We start from the raw sequence: 19310 nt of genomic DNA, 5'->3' as shown, positions 1-19310 counted from the left end.
AATGTGACTCTGATTATGATTTCTTGGTTCCATCTTTAGCCCGTTTTGCAAACCTTAAAGTTCCTCAATGAGATATAAACATAAGACAAAATATGCTATGATAAATTATTTAGAACACCATAAATAGGGTTAAGAGGACCACTAATGAGCGTTGATGCCAGTTATGATTCAAATAATATTAAAGTCCTAAAGGGTTTAGATGCAGTAAGAAAAAGACCAGGGATGTATATTGGTGATACAGATGATGGCACTGGTCTACATCACATGGTTTTTGAAGTTGTTGATAACTCAATAGATGAAGCACTGGCGGGCCATTGCAAAGAGATTTTTGTTACCATTCATACCGATGAGTCGATTACTGTAAAAGATGATGGACGAGGAATACCTATCGATATTCATAAAGAAGAAGGACGATCCGCTGCTGAAGTGATTATGACTGTACTTCATGCCGGTGGTAAATTTGATGATAATTCTTATAAAGTATCAGGTGGTTTGCATGGGGTGGGTGTTTCTGTAGTTAATGCCTTATCGGAAGAATTACATTTAACGGTGCGTCGTCATGGTAAAATTCATGAGCAACATTACCGTAATGGCGTTCCAGATGCACCAATGGCAGAAACAGGCGCTGCACCAACGACTGGAACTCAAATTTGGTTCAAACCAAGTGCCGGAACATTCTCTAATATTGAATTTCATTACGATATTTTAGCAAAACGGCTAAGAGAATTATCTTACTTAAATTCAGGTGTTTGCATCCATTTATTTGATGAGCGATCCCAAAGACAAGACACTTTTCATTACGAAGGTGGAATCACTGCATTTGTGGAGCATCTCAATAAAAATAAAAACGTCATTATACCCACAGTTTTTTCCATGACAGCTGAAAAAGATAACATCGTTGTTGAACTGTCAATGCAGTGGAATGATTCTTACCAAGAAACACTTTATTGCTTTACAAATAATATTCCACAGCGTGATGGTGGAACCCACATGGCTGGGTTTAGAGCTGCATTAACCAGAACTCTAAATAATTACATTGAAAGTGAAGGTTATGCGAAAAAAGCTAAAGTATCGCCAACAGGTGATGATGCTCGTGAAGGATTAACCGCAGTACTGTCCGTTAAAGTACCCGATCCAAAATTCTCTTCACAAACAAAAGATAAATTAGTTTCTTCAGAGGTAAAATCAGTAGTTGAATCCAGTGTTGCGGAAAAGTTCAATGACTTTCTGCTGGAAAATCCATCGAGTGCAAAAGCAATTGTCGGAAAAATAATAGACGCTGCACGGGCAAGAGAAGCCGCGCGACGCGCACGGGAAATGACTCGTCGTAAAGGAGCATTAGATATTGCCGGCCTTCCTGGAAAACTTGCTGATTGCCAAGAAAAAGACCCTGCACTGTCCGAACTCTATCTGGTAGAGGGAGATTCAGCAGGTGGTTCAGCAAAACAAGGACGAGATAGAAAGTTCCAAGCAATTTTACCGCTCAAAGGCAAGATATTGAATGTTGAAAAAGCACGTTTTGATAAGATGCTTTCATCGCAAGAAGTTGCAACCCTTATTACTGCCTTAGGTTGTGGCATAGGTCCAGATGAATATGATCCAGATAAAGTTCGTTATCATCGTATTATCATCATGACAGACGCTGATGTTGACGGATCACACATCAGAACTTTATTACTTACCTTTTTTTACAGACAAACACCGGAATTACTGGAGCGTGGTTATATTTATATCGCTCAACCACCCTTGTATAAAGTTAAACGTGGAAAACAAGAGCAATATGTAAAAGATGATGAGGCATTGTTTGAATATTTGACACAAAGCGCTTTGGATGGAGCCGCATTCTATCCAGGGAAGGACGCTCCTCCAATTGCCGCTTTAGCATTAGAAGAGTTAGTACAGCAGTATAGACGCGTTGAAAAAATTATTAAGCGTTATAAAAGAAGATATCCAGCGGAGATACTGAAGCGTGTTGCCTATTTACCTATATTGCAAAATGAGGATTTTAATCAGCAAGAAAAAATAGAAAATTGGTGTAAACAGCTGCATTTAAGCTTGCAACAACTTGGAAGCAAGACAGAGCAATACCAAGTTGTAGTGCGAGCAATTGAGGACACAAGTCAATTTATACCGCAAATAATGGTTACACAGCATGGAATGGAAAATTATATACCCATGAATCCTGAGTTCTTCTATTCAAAAGACTATAAAGAGTTGATAAATCTAGGATCCAAATTAGCAAGCCTGGTAGAAGAAGGCGCTTTTATCAAACGAGGTGATAAGGAGTTAGTGGTAGAAAACTTTGAACAGGCCTTAAACTGGCTCATGGACGAAGCGAAAAAAGGACAGACCATACAGCGTTACAAAGGCTTGGGTGAGATGAATCCCGATCAACTCTGGGAGACAACGATGGATCCAGCAGTTCGTCGTATGCTGCAAGTTAACATCGAAGATGCAGTTGCTGCTGATGCTATTTTCACTACCTTAATGGGTGATATCGTTGAGCCTAGAAGAGAGTTTATTGAATCTAATGCTTTAGAGGCAGAAAATATAGACATCTAAAATTTTCTCGCGTGCTCATAATGTTTAAATGATCACGCGACATCTATCTGAATAACTTCCAAATCTACTCTGCTTGCCTTCGGGTTACCTATAACTTTTAAAATAGTATAATCAATGAGCAGATAATCATTCTTAAATTAAGGCCTGCTTTTATCAGCTTCTTTTTTCTAACAGGCCTGTGTACTTTTCTTAACTTAGTAAAATTCTGCGGGCACAGCGAATATTATGTGGAGTAAATTTGTCATTGATTCCTTGCTGGCCATTAAAAAAACTCAGAAACCATGCATTATTTGTAGGATTAAGACTGGATTGAGTAGAACTCCAATATTGTCCAGATAATCCCGAAGTAAATCCTAAACTAAATAAATTAAAAATCGTTGGGAAATTTGCAGGGCAACCAGCGCTTCCCGAAGTTCCCAGTTCACAAATAGAAGGTAGGTACCAAGTAGCAATGGGATTCATTTCAAAGTAACAAAAACCCGCAGCAAGATTCATTGGATCAAAGCTTGTAATTTCCTGTGTATTACAGAATCCATCCGTAGCCCCATTGCATGCATCAGGAGGATGGGAGGTTTCATTAATTCCGGGCACGTTAACTTTATCGCTACTCCAAGCGAAGGGCATAGAAAAATCAGTATTTGCTATGACATGAGGAATGCCATCTGCCACAGAAAATACCAGAAAACCATCGATAGAAAAGGCCAGGGCGATTGCGGGTGGAGAAATCACATTATCTCCTGTAACTAATATACCACCTCGAGGAGCGAAAGGAGTAAAGGCTGTAGAGGTGATGTGTATAACACACGAGTCGTTTCCTGGAATAACAGCACAGGTGCTGCTGGTGACATTTGTCCAGAAAGAAGGCAAATCTATCCTAACATTGCGGGCTGGGGTGCTGGTTTGATTTGTCACTGTGATATTAACGCCAACAGAGTCATTGGTAGGAATAACAGCGTTAGTAGGGATGCTGAGTGTTGTTTGTTCAGCAGGACATTGTAAAGCTTGCATATCAAAGAAAGTGGCATTGGTATTGGTTCCTTTCACCATAACATTGGGAATAAAAAACGCTATAGAAGTATTGGTAAAAAAGGAAATGGTGCAACTTGCATGAGGCAATAAAGCATGTGGGCAGCTATTATTTTGGATGACATAAGAAAAATAACCATTTGTCGAAGAGGCCCTAATATCGTATGCAGTGACTCTGGAGTTATTCGTAATAGTAACAGTGCCTGGGCCTGGGAGACATCGAGGTAGATTTTGGCTCACTTGAATCACGCAATTTTGCATTGATTTGGAACCGCAAGTAACTCCATTTTTACCGGTACTAATTCTTAAATGAGCTTTCTTAGTGGTTGTAGATGATTCGAGTGCCCATAGAGATTGAATTGGAACCATAAAAAAAAGAAAAAAGTAGAATAGTAGTGATTTCAAGCGGCGCATAAAATTCATCCTTTAAATTAAACTGGGCGCATAGTTTTGCAACCATATTACAGACTCTGGCTTTTTTGCAAGAGTTTATTTATATATGTCGAAAGTTTTCCATGAAATGAAGCTCGCTGATCTGTTCACAGCTCATTAATATTTTCTTAAGTTTTTTTCATTAAAATAATCAAAACGTTTTAAATTAGATCAATATGTCAACAAAAAAAATATGTGCTACGCTAGAATCTGGAAGGCATTGTATCGATGCGAGTAGTCTTAATAAAAAACAAATGCTGAAATATGCGGATTCTGCAAGAGGAGCTATTGTTAACCGAAAACTAGATGATGGTACAGAAGGAATGGTTGCACGTGCGTTGTATCAAGTACTGGAACCACAAAAAGATAACTCGGGTCAATTTAAATTAATTGAAGCTACGAGTTTACAGGCTCAAGATTTACCTCCTGCAAAAAGACCAACTCTTCGCATTACATCAAAAGAAGTTTTATTTAATGCACACTGGTTTTCCCAATATGAAATGCCTGCGTGTGCTACAGATGGTAGTTCAAATGCATTTGGAGGGTTTGGGACCATAAAAATGCTATCAAATGATTCATTGCATATACCCGTTATCAATGCTCTTTATACCACAGATGAATTTTTAGCAGCATATGGAGTTAAGTTGGTGCATTTAACTGAATCCACCATCATTGATTTTGGAACGAGTCACGATTTAATGTTATTTCGTTATGATGTCCACGCCGAGTATTTCGACAAATATATTAAAACACCAAAAGGCGGTGGGGTTTATCTTGAAACGCACGATGATTTTCCTCACCTAGCCATACCACTACATCCATCTTGTGGTGGATCCTATACCATTGCAAGGAGAGTCAAAGAGGACGAATATGCAATCGTTTCTATTAAAGTAAGCTATGGTTGGGGGCTTGTGATTGCTCCTGGCGCTATTCATGACGATGCTACTTTGACTGGACCCTATATTATTGGTTTAACTACTAATGTGGACCCAACGCACGTAAATACTGCCTTAATGCGCACAAAAGATGGCAAAATCATGGACGCAGTTTTGACGAATCCTTCAACTGAGCGTTTGTCCGGTGATGGAGTTACAAGTATAAGCCAATGTAAAGCACATATGTTTGCGCAATTCCAAATAGGTAGAAAATATGATTTAGAAATGATTGCTCGTTCTGCAGATAAGCGTCCTGAAGAAGAGCGGTTAAAAATTTTGGCTTATCTAAAAACGTTACCTCTAGATACTTTATCTGAGATCCGCTATCTATCAGATACAGCACAGGAAGCATATGATCAAACATACGGGCTTGTGTTATCGAAATGTATCACTTGAGCAATTTAATAAATTAAGTTGTATCCAGAACAGATATAATCTCTCTTCCCACCAAACAGGAGAGAAGAGAGGCCTTTTTCTTATGGAGAAATAAGATATATTAAGCGGTTAGTGTGCTGCATCCTTGCAGCGAAGTACATTCCATGTACTGGTCCCTTAGTTTGACTTCCTGTCAGACAAATCCTTGTCATCCCTTTGAGTTACAGTATAGTATTTTGATGACAGTTGTCATCACGCTGATAGAGTAAGAGAGTGTAAGAAATATCTCAAAGAGTAGAGGGTATTGTCTTCGGTTGCTGTTGCGTAATGCAATGAATCCCTCCGCCGCCAGCAAATACATCCAGAGCATCAATTTGGGTAATTTGATAATCAGGATATAATTGCGTAAATAATTCGTAGGCTGCTTTATCTTGTTTTTCATAACCGAAAGCAGGCATGACAATTCCTTTATTTGCCAAATAAAAGTTGATATAAGACAAGGTTAGTCGTTCGTCATCAAGATACGTCGCTGGGGGTTGCTCTACAGTATAAACTTCTAACTTTCGTCCTTTCGCATCAGGTGTTGACTTAAGAATTTCCAGGTTTTCATGTAACGTAGAATAGTTTGGATCATTTTTGTCATGAGTAATAAGACATAAGACTTTTCCTGGTGCTATAAAACAGGCAATTTCATCAATATGACCATTGGTTTCATCACCTAATAATCCCTTGTTTAACCAGATAATTTTTTGACTGCCGAGGAAATGATACAGATAGTTTTCAATCTCTTGTTGATTGAGTTGAGGATTTCGATTTTTATTCAGCAAGCATTCACGAGTAGTTAAAATGGTCCCTTCGCCATCTACATGGAATGAACCTCCTTCCATAACCAAAGGTGCTGAAAAAGATAAAGCATGAGTTTCCTTTATGATTGCTGCTGCAATTTGGTTATCCAGCGCAGAATCTTGGTAGTTACCTCCCCAGGCATTGTGAATCCAATCGACGCCAGCTAATTGATGTTTTTGATTTAATAAAAAGGTGGGGCCTGTATCTCGTGTCCACGAGTCATTGAGGGGAAGAGGAAATAGGGTAATACCATCGCTACATAAGCTTTGAGCAGATTCTTCATCTTCAGGATTAACTAACATGGTTACTGGTTCATATTGAGCGATTGCTTGAGCAACTCGTGCATAAGCTGCTCGTGCTTTTTGCAGACCTATCTTAGACCAGGTTTCAAGATGACAAGGCCATGCCATCCAGCATCGCTCATGTGGATACCATTCTGCAGGCATAAAAAATCCACTTTGTTTTGGCGTCATCTTATTTTCTCCGAATGTTTTCGTCTAAATAGGTTAATTGAGAAAAAATGCTTCTTAATTCATTTAAATATAAAAGAGTTGTTTCTTTAGGCAATTCTGCGTGAATTAATTGTTTCTCATAGGATTGAACTAATTTTTTAGTGTCAAAATGAGCGAGATTCAGAACGTTGGTTACTGTATCTCCACTCACCAAATCATTCAGTTCAAACTGTCCATCGTCAAAAAGTTTAACATCCAGTGAATTGGTATCCCCAAATAAATTATGTAAATTACCCAATATTTCCTGATAAGCACCTACTAAGAAAAAACCCAATGAGTAAGGATTATTACTATCATATGGAGGAAGCATTAACGTTGAGTTAACGCAAGAACTGCCAAGATATTCTTTAATGGTGCCATCTGAATCACAGGTTAAATCTTGCAATACACTATGCATGGCTGGTATTTTTGTAAGATGTGAAATCGGTGCGATTGGAAAAATTTGACCTATAGCCCAAGCATCAGGAATCGATTGGAAAAATGAGATATTACAAAACACTTTAACAGCCATATTTTCGTTGATTTTTGCTAACAAAGTTACTTCATTAGGATTTTCCACATTGAGCCGCTTTTTAAGCTCCATGCATATATTGGTATAGAATGCTTCTACCTTAGCTTTTTCTTGCAAACTAATAACTCCATGCTTAAATAAAGAATGAGCTTCATTTAACGAATGTTCTGCATAGTTATAGATTTCAGTGGGTGAGCTTGCTGTGATTGAATGATACGTATCATAAATATCACGAATCACATGGGAATCTTCCTCGGTAATTTCTGGAAGGGAGGGCGATTTATTAATTATTTCTATATCACTGATATCTGAAATTAAAACAGCATGATGGGCCGTTAGCGCTCTTCCTGACTCTGAAATAATGTTAGGTTCAGGAACATTGGCTTCCTGGCAAAGATATTGAATTGCAAGGAGAATATGCGTGGCATATTCATGCAAACTGTAGTTCATCGAGCAGCCATGATTTGAATGAGTTCCTTCATAATCCACGCTGAGTCCACCCCCCACATCAATTGTATCTATGGGTGCATTTAATCTGCGCAACTCGACATAGTAGCGAGATACTTCTTGCATGCAATGGCGAATATCATGAATATTGGCAATTTGTGAACCTAAATGACAATGCATGAGTTGCAAGCAATCAAGCATATCATGCGCTTTTAACTGATTGATTAACTCAAGCACCTGTTTTGCTGTAAGGCCAAATTTGGATTTGACGCCGCCAGTATGTTCCCATTTTCCTGCACTTTTAGTGATTAAGCGGATACGAACGCCAAGAGAGGGCTTTATTTTCAAACGAGCAGATTCTTTTAAAATAATATCCAGTTCAGAAATTTTCTCAATAACAATAAAAACCTTATGTCCCATTTGCTGGGCGATTAATGCGGTGCGTATATAGTAGCTGTCCTTATAACCATTACAAACAATTGTACTGTTTTGATGATTGCTTAACATGCCAATTACTGCCATAAGCTCAGGTTTTGAGCCAGCCTCCAGTCCTATAGAGTGATTGGGGGACTTCAACAATTCTCTAACCACACTTTGCTCTTGGTTTACTTTAATGGGATAAACCAGTTTGTAGTGGCCTGTATATTCATTTTCTTCTATGGCCTGATTGAATGCCTCATAAATGCGGTGCACGCGATCATGTAAAATATCGGAACAGCGAATTAGAAGAGGTAAATGGAGTCCTGTCCTACTCGCCGCGTTAACAATAGCTTGCAGTTCAACACCAGGTTTACCGGGTGCCTTGCTGATTTCGATATTCCCTTCGGTATTAATACTGAAGTAGCCCTCACCCCAGTTGTTGATGTTATATAAATTTTCTTCAGATGGTGCACTGATGTTCATAATGTCGATAGTTCCAAAGGGATTAACGTGGTTTTACAAGTTCATGGTAGGTTGAAGGCTCTCGCTGTTGTGCAAAAGGAAATAATCTTCCCCATAATGCACGTTGGCTAAAGTCTAATTCTGCTACTAATACCGCAGGCTTGTCGCGAGATGCTTGCGCCAAAATTTCACCCATAGGCGTGCTAATGAAGCTGCTGCCATAAAATTCCAATCCATCTTCACAACCTATTCTATTGACTGCAATGATAAATGTGTTGCTCATGATTCCTTGTGCAACCATAACTTTTTGCCACATCGGTTGCGTATCCACCTCAGGAGCAGTAGGCTCCCCGCCTATTGCTGTGGGATAAACTAAAATTTCTGCTCCTTTTAAACCGTAAATTCGAGACAACTCAGGAAACCACTGATCATAGCAGGTAGGTAATCCCCATTTGTGGCTTACGATTTGATGGACTGGGTAATTGGAGTCCCCTGGTTTAAAATAGAAATTTTCATGGTATTTTTCACCGCTGGGGATATGTTGTTTTCGGGTTAGGCCAATAAGCTCTCCCTTATTACTGTACGCCACAGCGGTATTATAGCCAGCTTTTTCAAACAATGAGGCAGTAATGTATATATTATGAGCCTTTGCCATTTTACTAACAAATTGGGCAGTAGGGCCAGTATGAATATCTTCCATAAATGGAGTCGAATTTACATCTGAACGAGTACAAAAATAAGGGCTTAGTGTAAGCTCTTGCAAACAAACTACAGATGCTCCTTGTTGTGCTGCAGCATGAATTCCAGAGGCTAGCTTATCTTGATGTTCTTTGGGGTTTTCGTGCCATTTTTCTTGTACCAGTGCGACAGTCAGTTTTTCTTGCGTCATTAATTTACCTCTCGTGAAATTAAGGGTCAAAAAAAAGCGCCCTTACTTTGTAAGGGCAGATGTATTTAAAGCGAAGTGCTGGTGAATGAACCACTGAGTGTGCTTTCCTCATATTCTTCCTCTTTATTACATTGGGTGAGCTCTTTTTCATCAGCATCATTGATTAGTGATATACTCAACGGTGGTGTTGGTGATCTGCTATTAAAATAACCATGCGGATTTGTGGTTTGAAATCCTGTTTTCTTTTGTTCCGAGCTTTCTTTTGCACTCAGTGAATCAGCAATAAGCTTGAACGGATTTGTTTCATCAAATACTTCAGTATGCAACAATTCTAGGCGACGCTTGACGGATGCTCGTGCGCTTTCAGATTCGATAGAACCTAATTTTTCGCCGATTGTTTCTTCGTGACCTTTTAATAAGGCACGAAACATATTAATGAACATCCTGCAGGTATCTTTACTGTAATCGCGACTTGTAAAAAATTTCTCCGGGTTGTCTCCTAATAACAATTTTTCTATATTCCGACGCAGCATAAATGCGATTTGAATTTTTTCTGCAAGAATATGCCTGGGGAACGTAGTGCTTATGTTATGGGCTAATTGACTGCGATCCTGTTCTGGTGCGCACAACGCTAAGCGTTCTGCAATCGCTGGTTCATTACTTTCCAATACGTGCTTGGCTAGAGAGCTAAAACGATGGAAAGGAGCAGGATTAAATTCCTGTAAAAATAAAGCATGTGGTGCTTTATTTCGAGAATCAAGCAATGAATTGATGCACTGTCTGACTTGGTATGCTTCAGAAAGTACAGAGTGGAAGCTATCCTCGTTTTTAGTTAGATTCCCTAACGCGCTAATATGATAAGCATATTGTTTGAACTTTGCTTCAGGACAGGCAGCAATTATCTTAGTAGCAAGTGCGACTTGTTCTTTATCGATTAATGTATTGAGCATCTTTGCATTCTTTGCCAATGCATCACCATCGCTGAGTTGCTCATAGGGATTTTCTAGCGCAATTAGTTCTCTACGAGTAAATGTCATTTAATCCTCCTTAAATAAAGATGAGAAAGTGTAACCAATTATACAAAGGAGTTACTCCAACAAAAAATAAATGTTATCTCCTTCGCTCTCTTCCGGCGTAAGTGCTACCGAAATTCCTTTTTACTGACATTAGAGTTAAATTTGGAGACTATATTAACGGATTAAAACCGAACTGTCATGAAATTAAGCTAAAGTTTTATGAAAAAATGTCGAATAAGTGATCAGATGCATGTTTTGCCTTTAAAAAATACAATAACAACAAGGAGTGGGCAATGTCTAAAACTCATTTATTACAAGATCCCTTTTTAAATGAATTACGCAAAGAAAAGGTGCCTGTATCCATTTTTTTGGTAAATGGTATCAAATTACACGGTATTGTGGATTCTTTTGATCAATATGTGGTTATGCTAAAGAATTCGATTACTCAAATGGTTTATAAGCATGCAATTTCTACAGTAGTTCCTTCACGCGCAATAAAAATGCCTGTTGAAGACGAAACTGGTGGAAGCGAAGAAACTGTGGCAGACTAGAAAAATTTGCGTGTTCCATTATAGGTTAAGTCTTAGTTATTACCATCAAGTTAAGAGTATAGGCTTTTGTCATTCCCGCGAAGGCGGGAATCCATTTTTAGATAGCCGCAGTGCCTTTTTTAGGGATAGATTCCTGCTCATGACATAAGCTTTAACTTAATGGTAGAAAGCCTTAGGCTCAACCTGAATTCCTGGTAATGAGAAGATAATCCATATCGGGTGAGCGTATTTATTTAAGAATTTATTCTCTCAGCGAAGGCTTTTGCTTATACTTAACCGCGGATTATTAGTTTTTATCGGAGAATAGGTTAGTGTTTGAACGTCCTCAAGGTGGTGAGCGAGCGGTATTAGTGCAACTGGCACTACCGGGAGTCGATGCAGATAAGGCATTGCAGGAATTTGAAGAATTAGCTCTTTCAGCAAAAGCGGAAATATTGGATTGTGTTTTAGGTACGCGGGCAACTCCTGACGCCAAATATTATATTGGTAAAGGCAAGGCAGAAGAAATTGCGCAGAGGGTTAAAGCGCTTGATGCAGAGTTGGTTCTGGTCAACCATGAATTGTCCCCATCACAAGAACGAAATTTGGAGCGTTTATTTGAATGTCGTGTAGTAGATAGAAGCGGCTTGATTCTCGATATTTTTGCTCAGCGTGCACGAACTTTCGAAGGGAAATTGCAAGTCGAGTTAGCTCAATTACAACATTTATCGACGCGCCTGATACGGGGCTGGACTCATTTGGAGCGGCAAAAAGGGGGTATAGGATTACGAGGCCCTGGTGAAACGCAATTAGAGACAGACCGTCGTTTATTACGAGAACGCATCAAATACATTAATAAACGTTTGGAAAAAGTACGTAGTAGTCGTGATCAAAACAGACAGGCCAGACGAAAAGCCTCTTTGCTTACAGTGTCTTTAGTAGGCTATACCAATGCGGGTAAATCGACTTTGTTCAATACATTGACTGGCGAAAGCATTTACGTGGCAGATCAGTTGTTTGCTACTTTGGATCCCACCATGCGCCAACTCAACTTACCTGGTTCTTCCTCAGTGATTTTAACGGATACAGTAGGTTTTATTCGCGATTTACCTCATCAATTGATAGAAGCATTTCGCGCGACCTTGGAAGAGACACAACAGGCTGATTTATTACTGCATGTAATAGATATTTCTGACGTTCATTGGCGAGATAACGTTTTTTCAGTGCAATGTGTTCTAGACGAGCTGGGAGTGCATGACATCCCTATAATACAGGTATTCAATAAGATTGATTTAAAAGAGGGATGGAAGGCCAAGATCGATTATCAGGAAGAGAACTGCAAAGTCTGGATTTCTGCTGCAGCAAATTTAGGATTGGATTTGCTTAAAGAAGCAATTAGTACTCAATTGCATGGAGCAGTGTTTATTGAAAATGTAGTACTTAAAGCGACCCAGGCGAAATTACGTGCGCAACTGTATGAATTGGGCTCTGTTTTAAGTGAGTCACATAATGAAAAAGGTGACTGGTTGCTAAAGATTCGGATTACGCAAGCACAAAAACAACGTTTGTTTGCAAGTGAGAACTCCTATAGGGAGGGGTAATTTTTAAGTTAAGAAAAAACTGTTGTTCCGCAGAAGGCATTTCTAGCGAGGTACGGTGCCACTTTAAGAATAGATCCCGCTTCTATAATTTAAGTCTTTTCTATCTCCATATCCAAAGTCTTCAGGTCTTGGCCGCCATATAGAGTATTAACAAGCTCTCCTTGGGGATTAATGACGAAGGTAACCGGTACCCCAATAATATCACCTAATCCCAATGCAAGAGCTGGATCTGTAACCAGCGAGGGATACTGTATATTGAATTTTTGAATAAGTTTTTTTTGCTTATATACCGGTAGCCCGTCGTAATTTACTGCAAATAATGCAACAGGATCTTTTTCATGTTTTTGATAAAATCGATTCAATTCTGGAATTTCATCAATACAGGTTTTGCACCAGCCAGCCCAATAATTAATAAGTACCCATTTCCCTTTCAAAGAGGCAAAAGGAATGGTATTGCCTTGAGTATCCTTAAGTAGAACATCCGCCTGGCATAGGGGTGCAGTAGCCATTAAAATCAGGAGAACAAATAAGGTTTTTATTTTCGTCATAGTTATCTCATGCAATATTCGGGAATTACTTCATTCTATTGTAAGGGGCTGTCGATAATTTTACTATCTTGGTTAAAAAGCAGCGCTTTTATGTGTACCGATACTCACATATTTCATGTATGTATGCTGCGTTTCGGTGTTCTAAAATATCCCCATTTTGGCTCAATCTAGAGAATTGTCAACAACCCCTAAGGAGAAAAAATATTTTTTTACTGTATCAAAAATGCTTCTAAAATCGCATGAATTTAATGAATTAGGTCAGTATTGTAGACCATTGGCAAAGGATTTAGGTATGATGAGGGTATTTAAAAAAAGCGAAACGCTCCAATGGCAAAACTCTATTTTTATTTTGCAGCAATGAATGCTGGGAAAAGTACGGTTCTCTTGCAATCAAGTTATAACTATCGTGAACGAGGTATGGATACTTTGTTATTTACACCGGCAATAGATAATCGTTATCAGCATGGTGCTATCCATTCGCGTATTGGTTTATCTGAACACGCCTTGATTTTTAATTCTGAAGATGATCTGTACAAGCAAGTCCTAATGCAAGAAAAAAAATACGCTTGTATTTTAGTTGACGAGGCTCAATTTTTAACGCGGGAACAAGTTCATCAATTAACGGAGATTACTGATCAATTAGATATTCCTGTTCTCGCATATGGATTACGTACTGATTTTCGTGGTGAGCTATTTGAGGGAAGTCAATATCTTTTGGCTTGGGCTGATGAGTTGGTTGAGCTTAAAACCATCTGTCACTGCGGACGTAAAGCGACCATGATCTTACGATTAAATGCTCAGGGTGATGTAATTACCGAAGGTGAGCAAGTCGTTATTGGCGGTAACGACATGTATTCATCAACGTGTCGCAAACATTTTAAACGTCGAGAACCGGGCTGTATGCTCACTATAAAAGAGCGAACAGAAGATTTAGTTTGATCTGGATTAGGTTGATACCTTAAATTAAATCCCACTTGCAAGGAGAATAGCTTTTCATCGATTGTTATCACAAGGTAACGTTTTCTTAACTTCCAACTTATTGGAAGCTAAGAAAAGAAATTTTGTTTCATTATTTAAAGCGATGCATCTAGGGTACTGTCATCGATAATTTCTGAAACTTGCTCTTTTTCAGGACAATCCATAATTCGAGCTATTGCAAACTCAACGAGCTCCCTCCCCCTTACACCTTTCGGAACACCTTTTAATGCAATCGTTTCGCCCGTTGCCTTAAATGTATCTACGGTGACCCTGTATTCTTTAGAGTTCATTAGATAAATAACGTCAGCCATGGTTAAAATTCTACTACCTTGGTCAATAAGTCCAAGTCCTAGTGCTCGTTCATTCATTTTGGCAATGTATTTTTCATACATGGTTCCTTTTCCAGTAGCAGTTGAGAAAAGCTCTAGTGACATGATTCTTTTACGAAAGTTGGGATTAACTATAGTTGTTGTTTCTATTTCATCTGCTTTTGCAAAGCCGCTCCAAATACGTCCAGCGGCCTGCACAATCATCAGACTATGAATATCTGTGTCAAATAATGGGCGCCAATCATCGTCTCCGGTTGCTCCCAAGATAGCTGTTGTTTCATTATTTCCCTCAGCAAGATCAAAAATATTCTCAAGCCGCGTACGATTCCCCATTTCTACCTCTGCCGCAAGAACTTTTTGAAAATATTCAAATTGTTCAATATCAATATGTCGTACTATTTGAGGACAAACATATACCGCAGGTAAACACATTGATGCGATGGTTCCTTTTGCTTGAATCAGCTGAAATCCTATGGTGTATTCTTTAACTGTATGTGGATCCGGTGAGGTTGAAAGCAACAAGCGACTTTTAGTAGGATCGAATATAAACTCAGCAATATTTAAACCCAGAGGTCTTTTTTGATATCTCCCTGCACCAAGCCTTCCATCTTGTGCAATATTCTCCGCTTCTTTCAAACCAGCCATTCCACGATGAACTATATCTTTGCCCGATGGCAACCTCTTAGGCAGCTCTGGATATTTTACTTTTGCTTTTACAACAGGCGGAAGTTTATGGTGCTCAGAATGTGTTATTTTAGGGAGATCTTGTCCGAACAGTCCTTTATTTGAGTGAAGATGGCTTAAAAGAAAACGACGACATGGACTCATACTTAAAATTCCGGTTGCTTTGCTTCTCATAATGGTGTCTCCCAATAATTTTAACCAAAAATTACTATTTTTAGCCTCTATGTCTATTTTATAAGCATAGATTAAAAAAATTTTTGTTCAAAAATGAATGGAGAGAGCTCTCTTATAGGACTGAATCTTCTACACATCCCTGAAAAACCAATCCAGATATACTCCGACGGGGCGTCGGCAAAGATACTGGGGGAGCTAAAACAATTTCTCAGCCTCCAATTTGCTGAAGGCTAAGAAAAGGATTTTTTCCGTTAAATTTACATGCGCAATTCATTGAAAGATGATGCGAGTTCTTTTTCAGGATTTGATTCAATTCTATGAAGTGCATACTTAAGAAGCTCTTCAGAAGCAATAGGAATACTTTTGGGAACGAAACTTAATATCATAGTTTGTCCGTTTGTCTTGTATTTTCTCTGAACCTCTTGGTATTCAGGAGAATTCATTAGCTTAGAAACATCAGCCAGCGTTAAAATTCTACTACCATCATCGATTAATCCTAATTTGTGTGCTCGTTTAGTCATGCGGCTAAGGTATTCTTGAAAGAGTTTTCCTTCGCCTGAGGATGTAGTAAAAACCTCTATCGCCATTACTTTTTTATGAAAATCTGGATTGCTAATGGTTGTTGCCTCGACCATGTCCGCTTTCATAAAACCATTCAAAATACGCCCGACAGCGTCGTTCACGAGCACTATACTATGAAGATCTTTGATTCTTGGACGCCAATCCTCTCCTTCTTTTGAGGCAAAGATAGCCGTTGTTTCATTATTTCCGTCAGCAAGATCAAAAATATCTTCATCCCGGGTAAACTCTGTGCTGTCTCGCTCTGCTTCAAGACATTTTTGATAGTATTCAAACTGTTCTTCATCCACATGCCGTGAAGTTTGCGGGCGAACATATACAGAGGGTAAATTCATTGAAATGATACCGCCTTTTGCTTTGATGAGTTGAAACCCTATCATGTATTCTCTAACGGTGAAGGGGTCTGGCGAGGTAGATAATAATACTCTACTCTTGGGTTTATGTATAAACAAAGGAAGGCTTAAATCAAAAGGTTTTTTAGCATAAGTGCCGCCGCCTACAACGCCTTCATTTGCAATATTAATAGACTCCTCATGACCGGCCATGCCACGATGAACCATGTCTGTGCCTGATGGCAAACTGCTAAGCATTTCGGTATAACTCACCTTCCCTTTTTTAATAGGGATATGAGCACACCCTGCGAGGTCAATAGTTTGGCCGCTAAAAAGTTTTCCAGTTAATGAGGATGCCTTTGTCTGACTTAGAATTACGGCGCCAAATGAATTTATATTAAAACCAGGTATAACTTTGGCTTTCTTCCACATAATTTTGCCCTCCAGGTTCTTTAATTGAGCAACAATAATTATTTTTAATTAAAGTGGTATATTTTCAATCATAGCACAGGCAGGGTTTTGTACACAATAAGGACGAATTGCTTCATAAAAAACGTTAATGTTACTGGCAATATATTGAAGGCATTATTATGGAAGCTTATTGAAAGCGATAGTTTGCCATTTTGTCTCGATTTAATATCTAATCGGATGACGGATTTTAGACTATGCTATATTAGCAATAATGGAAATTAATGTTTTAGTTGGCTAGCATGGAGTGTATTCATGAGCGAAATTAAAGTAGAGCGATTAATCAAAGGTATCTTGGTGCGTGAAGGCGGTGGTGTAAAATTACATCGCTACATTGGTATCGAGAGGAGCAATGATTTTGAACCTCTTCTTTTACTTGATTATTTCAATAGCACGGATCCTTTGGATTATATGGCTGGTTTTCCTCCTCATCCACATCGTGGGTTCGAGACAATTACTTATTTACTTGATGGTAGCATTACTCATGAAGACAACAAAGGGCATAAAGGAGTTATTGGTGCAGGAGATGTTCAATGGATGACTGCTGGTAAAGGAATTATTCACTCAGAAATGCCCTCGCCCAATGGTAGATTACATGGGTTGCAGTTGTGGTTGAATTTACCTGCCTTAGAGAAAATGAGTGCTCCACGTTATCAAGAAATGCAACACACTCAATTGCCAGTGGAGACAAATGAAACTGGTGCTCAAATAAAGGTTATTGCGGGTAAGACCGATAAAGGAACTCATTCGCCAATTTCAGGTATTGCCACACAGCCCTTATTATTTGATATTATTTTACCTCCTGGCGCAAGCATGCACCAACAAATCCCTAATGATTACCAAGCTATTCTTCTTGTGATTTCTGGAACCGTTCGCATAGGCGAGCAATTAGTACAACACGATACTTTGGCGAAACTTGGGAGCGGAGAAGTTTTATTTTTGAAAGCTGAGACAGCAAGCCAATGTATTATGATTGCAGCGGCCAGGCTTCATGAGCCGATTACTCGTCATGGGCCATTTGTAATGAATACCCAGGAAGAAATAATACAAGCCCTGGATGATTTTCGTAGTGGCAGATTCTAATTTCCAATGCATCCTATTTCAGAAGGATTAAAGTGGGCCTGAGCGAATTTACTTAAGCCACTCAGTCAATAGCGATTCCATTGTTTTACGTGCAGAGCTTAACGCGTCAGAATCAAGTGAAGAGGGGCTATGTAAATCATCGCAATGAGCCGCTCCTTGAATTAATTGATAAGTTAATTTGGGGTTAACCGCGTTCCCATTTTTTTCTGCCAAAGAAAGAGTAGACCAGGGATCGTTCTCTCCATTAGTGAAATAAATATTGGATGCCAGGATGTCCATTAAAGGGAAGTATAATGTATTATTGAGCTCTGCTGTATTGGCAGGTTGAGTTAGACCAAATAAGCGTTGACATACATTATGGTGGTAATCCAGATTTATTAATAAAGAGCGAGTAGAAAGCACAGAATCGGGATGGGCATTTTGCCAATAGCCGTATTCTTTGCATGATTGATAGTACCATTGGCGCATTCCTAAGCCATCTTTATAATCGCCGGGGTTTTCGCTCATAGCACCTTGGGCTGTCATATCTACTGCATTAACATGCATGTCTTGATATAATTTTTTTGTAAACTCGGCATAACCTTGGAGTGGAGTTGGGCTTGCAGATAACTTGCTGCAAAAATCGTCACGCATTCCGTATTGCACTGCTGCGGCACCGGTATCTGCAATCAAGTATAAAAAATCAACTGGATCAGCAACTGCAGATGCATCAAACAGTGTTTTCAGTTGTGTCAACTTCGCCGGATTACTCAAACTGGCTTCCACTTCTCTGACTACCTCTCGCATGTGACTGGCGCATTGAAAGCCGGCAACCTGGGTTACATGCGCATCGTACTCAACAAAGTCCTCTTTAGCCATTACGGGTGCTGATGAAGCCAAGGCACCGACAACCAAATAAGGAAATTTTAAGCGGTAATAAGCCGACAAAGAGCCTGGATAAGAACCTCCAAAAGCAACCCATTTCCCGGTCCAGTTTTTTTCATTTTTTAAATGGCGTTGGAAATAAGCTAAATCATCTAAAGCTGCTTCTGTAGTTAAGAAGCGTAAGTCTTTAGTGGACAATGAATTGAAAGGTAAACTTTCACCATAATATCGATGTTCTAGGGCAACAAGTTTGGCATGAAATTTTTGTGCGTAATTTCTTATTGCGCCATTTAGTGCGCGCTTAGTGCAGGCAGCTTCGCCGCAAATATAGAAAAATATCGGTGAATCCTCTTTTGAGCCATATGTTTCATCAATATAGTAACGTTGAGAAAAAGTTTCCGTAGCAGGATCATTATGATCGATCAATTGCTTAAAATACCCGAGGTGGATGGTTTTTTCAGCAATTAAAGGAATTTTTTCTTCTTGCTTTTTTTGCAAATAACGATCTACAACTCCTGCTTGGGCAGCAGAAAAAGAAGAGCAGAGACCAAGAAAAAGTATCATCCATTTTTTTATACCCATCATATTATCCTTAATTCATCTTTTATTATTAGGCAGGGGCGTATAGTCATGCAACCATAATTACAGACTCTAGCTTTTTTGCAAGAGTTGTTTATGATGGGGTTAAAAACTTGTCGCCTGTTCAT

General features: G+C 39.1%; 15 protein-coding genes. 6 read left to right on the top strand and 9 right to left on the bottom strand.

Annotated features, from left to right (window positions below):
• Positions 1 to 144: 144 nt before the first annotated feature.
• On the top strand, positions 145 to 2562 hold the full coding sequence (gene gyrB / locus Ltuc_RS01250; RefSeq protein ID WP_058519553.1) for a DNA topoisomerase (ATP-hydrolyzing) subunit B: 2418 nt from the start codon (positions 145 to 147) through the stop codon (positions 2560 to 2562).
• A 189-nt stretch (positions 2563 to 2751) separates the two neighbouring features.
• Here gyrB and Ltuc_RS01245 read toward each other — a convergent pair whose 3' ends face one another.
• On the bottom strand, positions 2752 to 4002 hold the full coding sequence (locus tag Ltuc_RS01245; protein WP_058519552.1) for an Lcl C-terminal domain-containing protein: 1251 nt from the start codon (positions 4000 to 4002) through the stop codon (positions 2752 to 2754).
• Between the two features lie 194 nt (positions 4003 to 4196).
• On the opposite strand from Ltuc_RS01245, the gene Ltuc_RS01240 reads away from it, so the two are divergent.
• On the top strand, positions 4197 to 5351 hold the full coding sequence (locus Ltuc_RS01240) for a hypothetical protein (RefSeq protein WP_058519551.1): 1155 nt from the start codon (positions 4197 to 4199) through the stop codon (positions 5349 to 5351).
• Between the two features lie 266 nt (positions 5352 to 5617).
• On the opposite strand, the gene Ltuc_RS01235 is transcribed toward Ltuc_RS01240, so the two are convergent.
• The 4 genes from Ltuc_RS01235 to Ltuc_RS01220 all read right to left on the bottom strand — a co-directional run bounded on the left by Ltuc_RS01235 (position 5618) and on the right by Ltuc_RS01220 (position 10454).
• A complete protein-coding gene (locus Ltuc_RS01235) occupies positions 5618 to 6649 on the bottom strand; it encodes an agmatine deiminase family protein (RefSeq protein ID WP_058519550.1) in 1032 nt (343 codons plus the stop codon).
• 1 nt (position 6650) lies between these two features.
• Complete coding sequence (speA, locus tag Ltuc_RS01230) at positions 6651 to 8549, bottom strand: biosynthetic arginine decarboxylase (protein ID WP_058519549.1); 1899 nt, start codon at positions 8547 to 8549, stop codon at positions 6651 to 6653.
• 22 nt (positions 8550 to 8571) lie between these two features.
• The gene (locus Ltuc_RS01225; RefSeq protein WP_058519548.1) at positions 8572 to 9417 is read right to left on the bottom strand and encodes a carbon-nitrogen hydrolase; all 846 of its coding nucleotides are present in this window, start codon (positions 9415 to 9417) and stop codon (positions 8572 to 8574) included.
• Positions 9418 to 9482: 65 nt separating this feature from the next.
• The gene (locus tag Ltuc_RS01220) at positions 9483 to 10454 is read right to left on the bottom strand and encodes a lpg0008 family Dot/Icm T4SS effector (RefSeq protein ID WP_058519547.1); all 972 of its coding nucleotides are present in this window, start codon (positions 10452 to 10454) and stop codon (positions 9483 to 9485) included.
• Positions 10455 to 10726: 272 nt separating this feature from the next.
• On the opposite strand from Ltuc_RS01220, the gene hfq reads away from it, so the two are divergent.
• Positions 10727 to 10984: an RNA chaperone Hfq gene (gene hfq, locus Ltuc_RS01215; RefSeq protein ID WP_058519546.1), complete on the top strand. Its 258-nt coding sequence runs from the start codon at positions 10727 to 10729 to the stop codon at positions 10982 to 10984.
• Positions 10985 to 11295: 311 nt separating this feature from the next.
• Positions 11296 to 12564, top strand: a complete 1269-nt coding sequence (gene hflX, locus Ltuc_RS01210; RefSeq protein WP_058519545.1) for a ribosome rescue GTPase HflX — start codon at positions 11296 to 11298, stop codon at positions 12562 to 12564.
• An 89-nt stretch (positions 12565 to 12653) separates the two neighbouring features.
• On the opposite strand, the gene Ltuc_RS01205 is transcribed toward hflX, so the two are convergent.
• Positions 12654 to 13112, bottom strand: coding sequence for a TlpA disulfide reductase family protein (locus tag Ltuc_RS01205; protein WP_058519544.1), 459 nt, complete (start codon positions 13110 to 13112; stop codon positions 12654 to 12656).
• 327 nt (positions 13113 to 13439) lie between these two features.
• Between Ltuc_RS01205 and Ltuc_RS01200 the strand changes: the two genes are divergently transcribed.
• On the top strand, positions 13440 to 14051 hold the full coding sequence (locus tag Ltuc_RS01200) for a thymidine kinase (protein WP_058519543.1): 612 nt from the start codon (positions 13440 to 13442) through the stop codon (positions 14049 to 14051).
• Between the two features lie 134 nt (positions 14052 to 14185).
• Here Ltuc_RS01200 and Ltuc_RS01195 read toward each other — a convergent pair whose 3' ends face one another.
• Together Ltuc_RS01195 and Ltuc_RS01190 are read right to left on the bottom strand one after the other, a co-directional pair.
• Complete coding sequence (locus tag Ltuc_RS01195) at positions 14186 to 15277, bottom strand: hypothetical protein (protein WP_058519542.1); 1092 nt, start codon at positions 15275 to 15277, stop codon at positions 14186 to 14188.
• 257 nt (positions 15278 to 15534) lie between these two features.
• Positions 15535 to 16620 carry a hypothetical protein gene (locus Ltuc_RS01190; protein ID WP_058519541.1) on the bottom strand — a complete coding sequence of 362 codons (1086 nt, stop codon included), beginning with the start codon at positions 16618 to 16620 and terminating at the stop codon, positions 15535 to 15537.
• 291 nt (positions 16621 to 16911) lie between these two features.
• Between Ltuc_RS01190 and Ltuc_RS01185 the strand changes: the two genes are divergently transcribed.
• Positions 16912 to 17739: a pirin family protein gene (locus Ltuc_RS01185; protein ID WP_058519540.1), complete on the top strand. Its 828-nt coding sequence runs from the start codon at positions 16912 to 16914 to the stop codon at positions 17737 to 17739.
• A gap of 48 nt (positions 17740 to 17787) precedes the next feature.
• Here the strand turns inward: Ltuc_RS01185 and Ltuc_RS01180 are convergent, their stop codons facing one another.
• Positions 17788 to 19188 carry a S28 family serine protease gene (locus Ltuc_RS01180; protein ID WP_193786835.1) on the bottom strand — a complete coding sequence of 467 codons (1401 nt, stop codon included), beginning with the start codon at positions 19186 to 19188 and terminating at the stop codon, positions 17788 to 17790.
• Positions 19189 to 19310 lie beyond the last annotated feature (122 nt).

The organism is Legionella tucsonensis (assembly GCF_001468035.1).
Taxonomy (GTDB): Bacteria; Pseudomonadota; Gammaproteobacteria; order Legionellales; family Legionellaceae; genus Legionella; species Legionella tucsonensis.
Note: the sequence above shows the minus strand (reverse complement) of the source record. Positions and strands in the feature narration are given on the sequence as shown.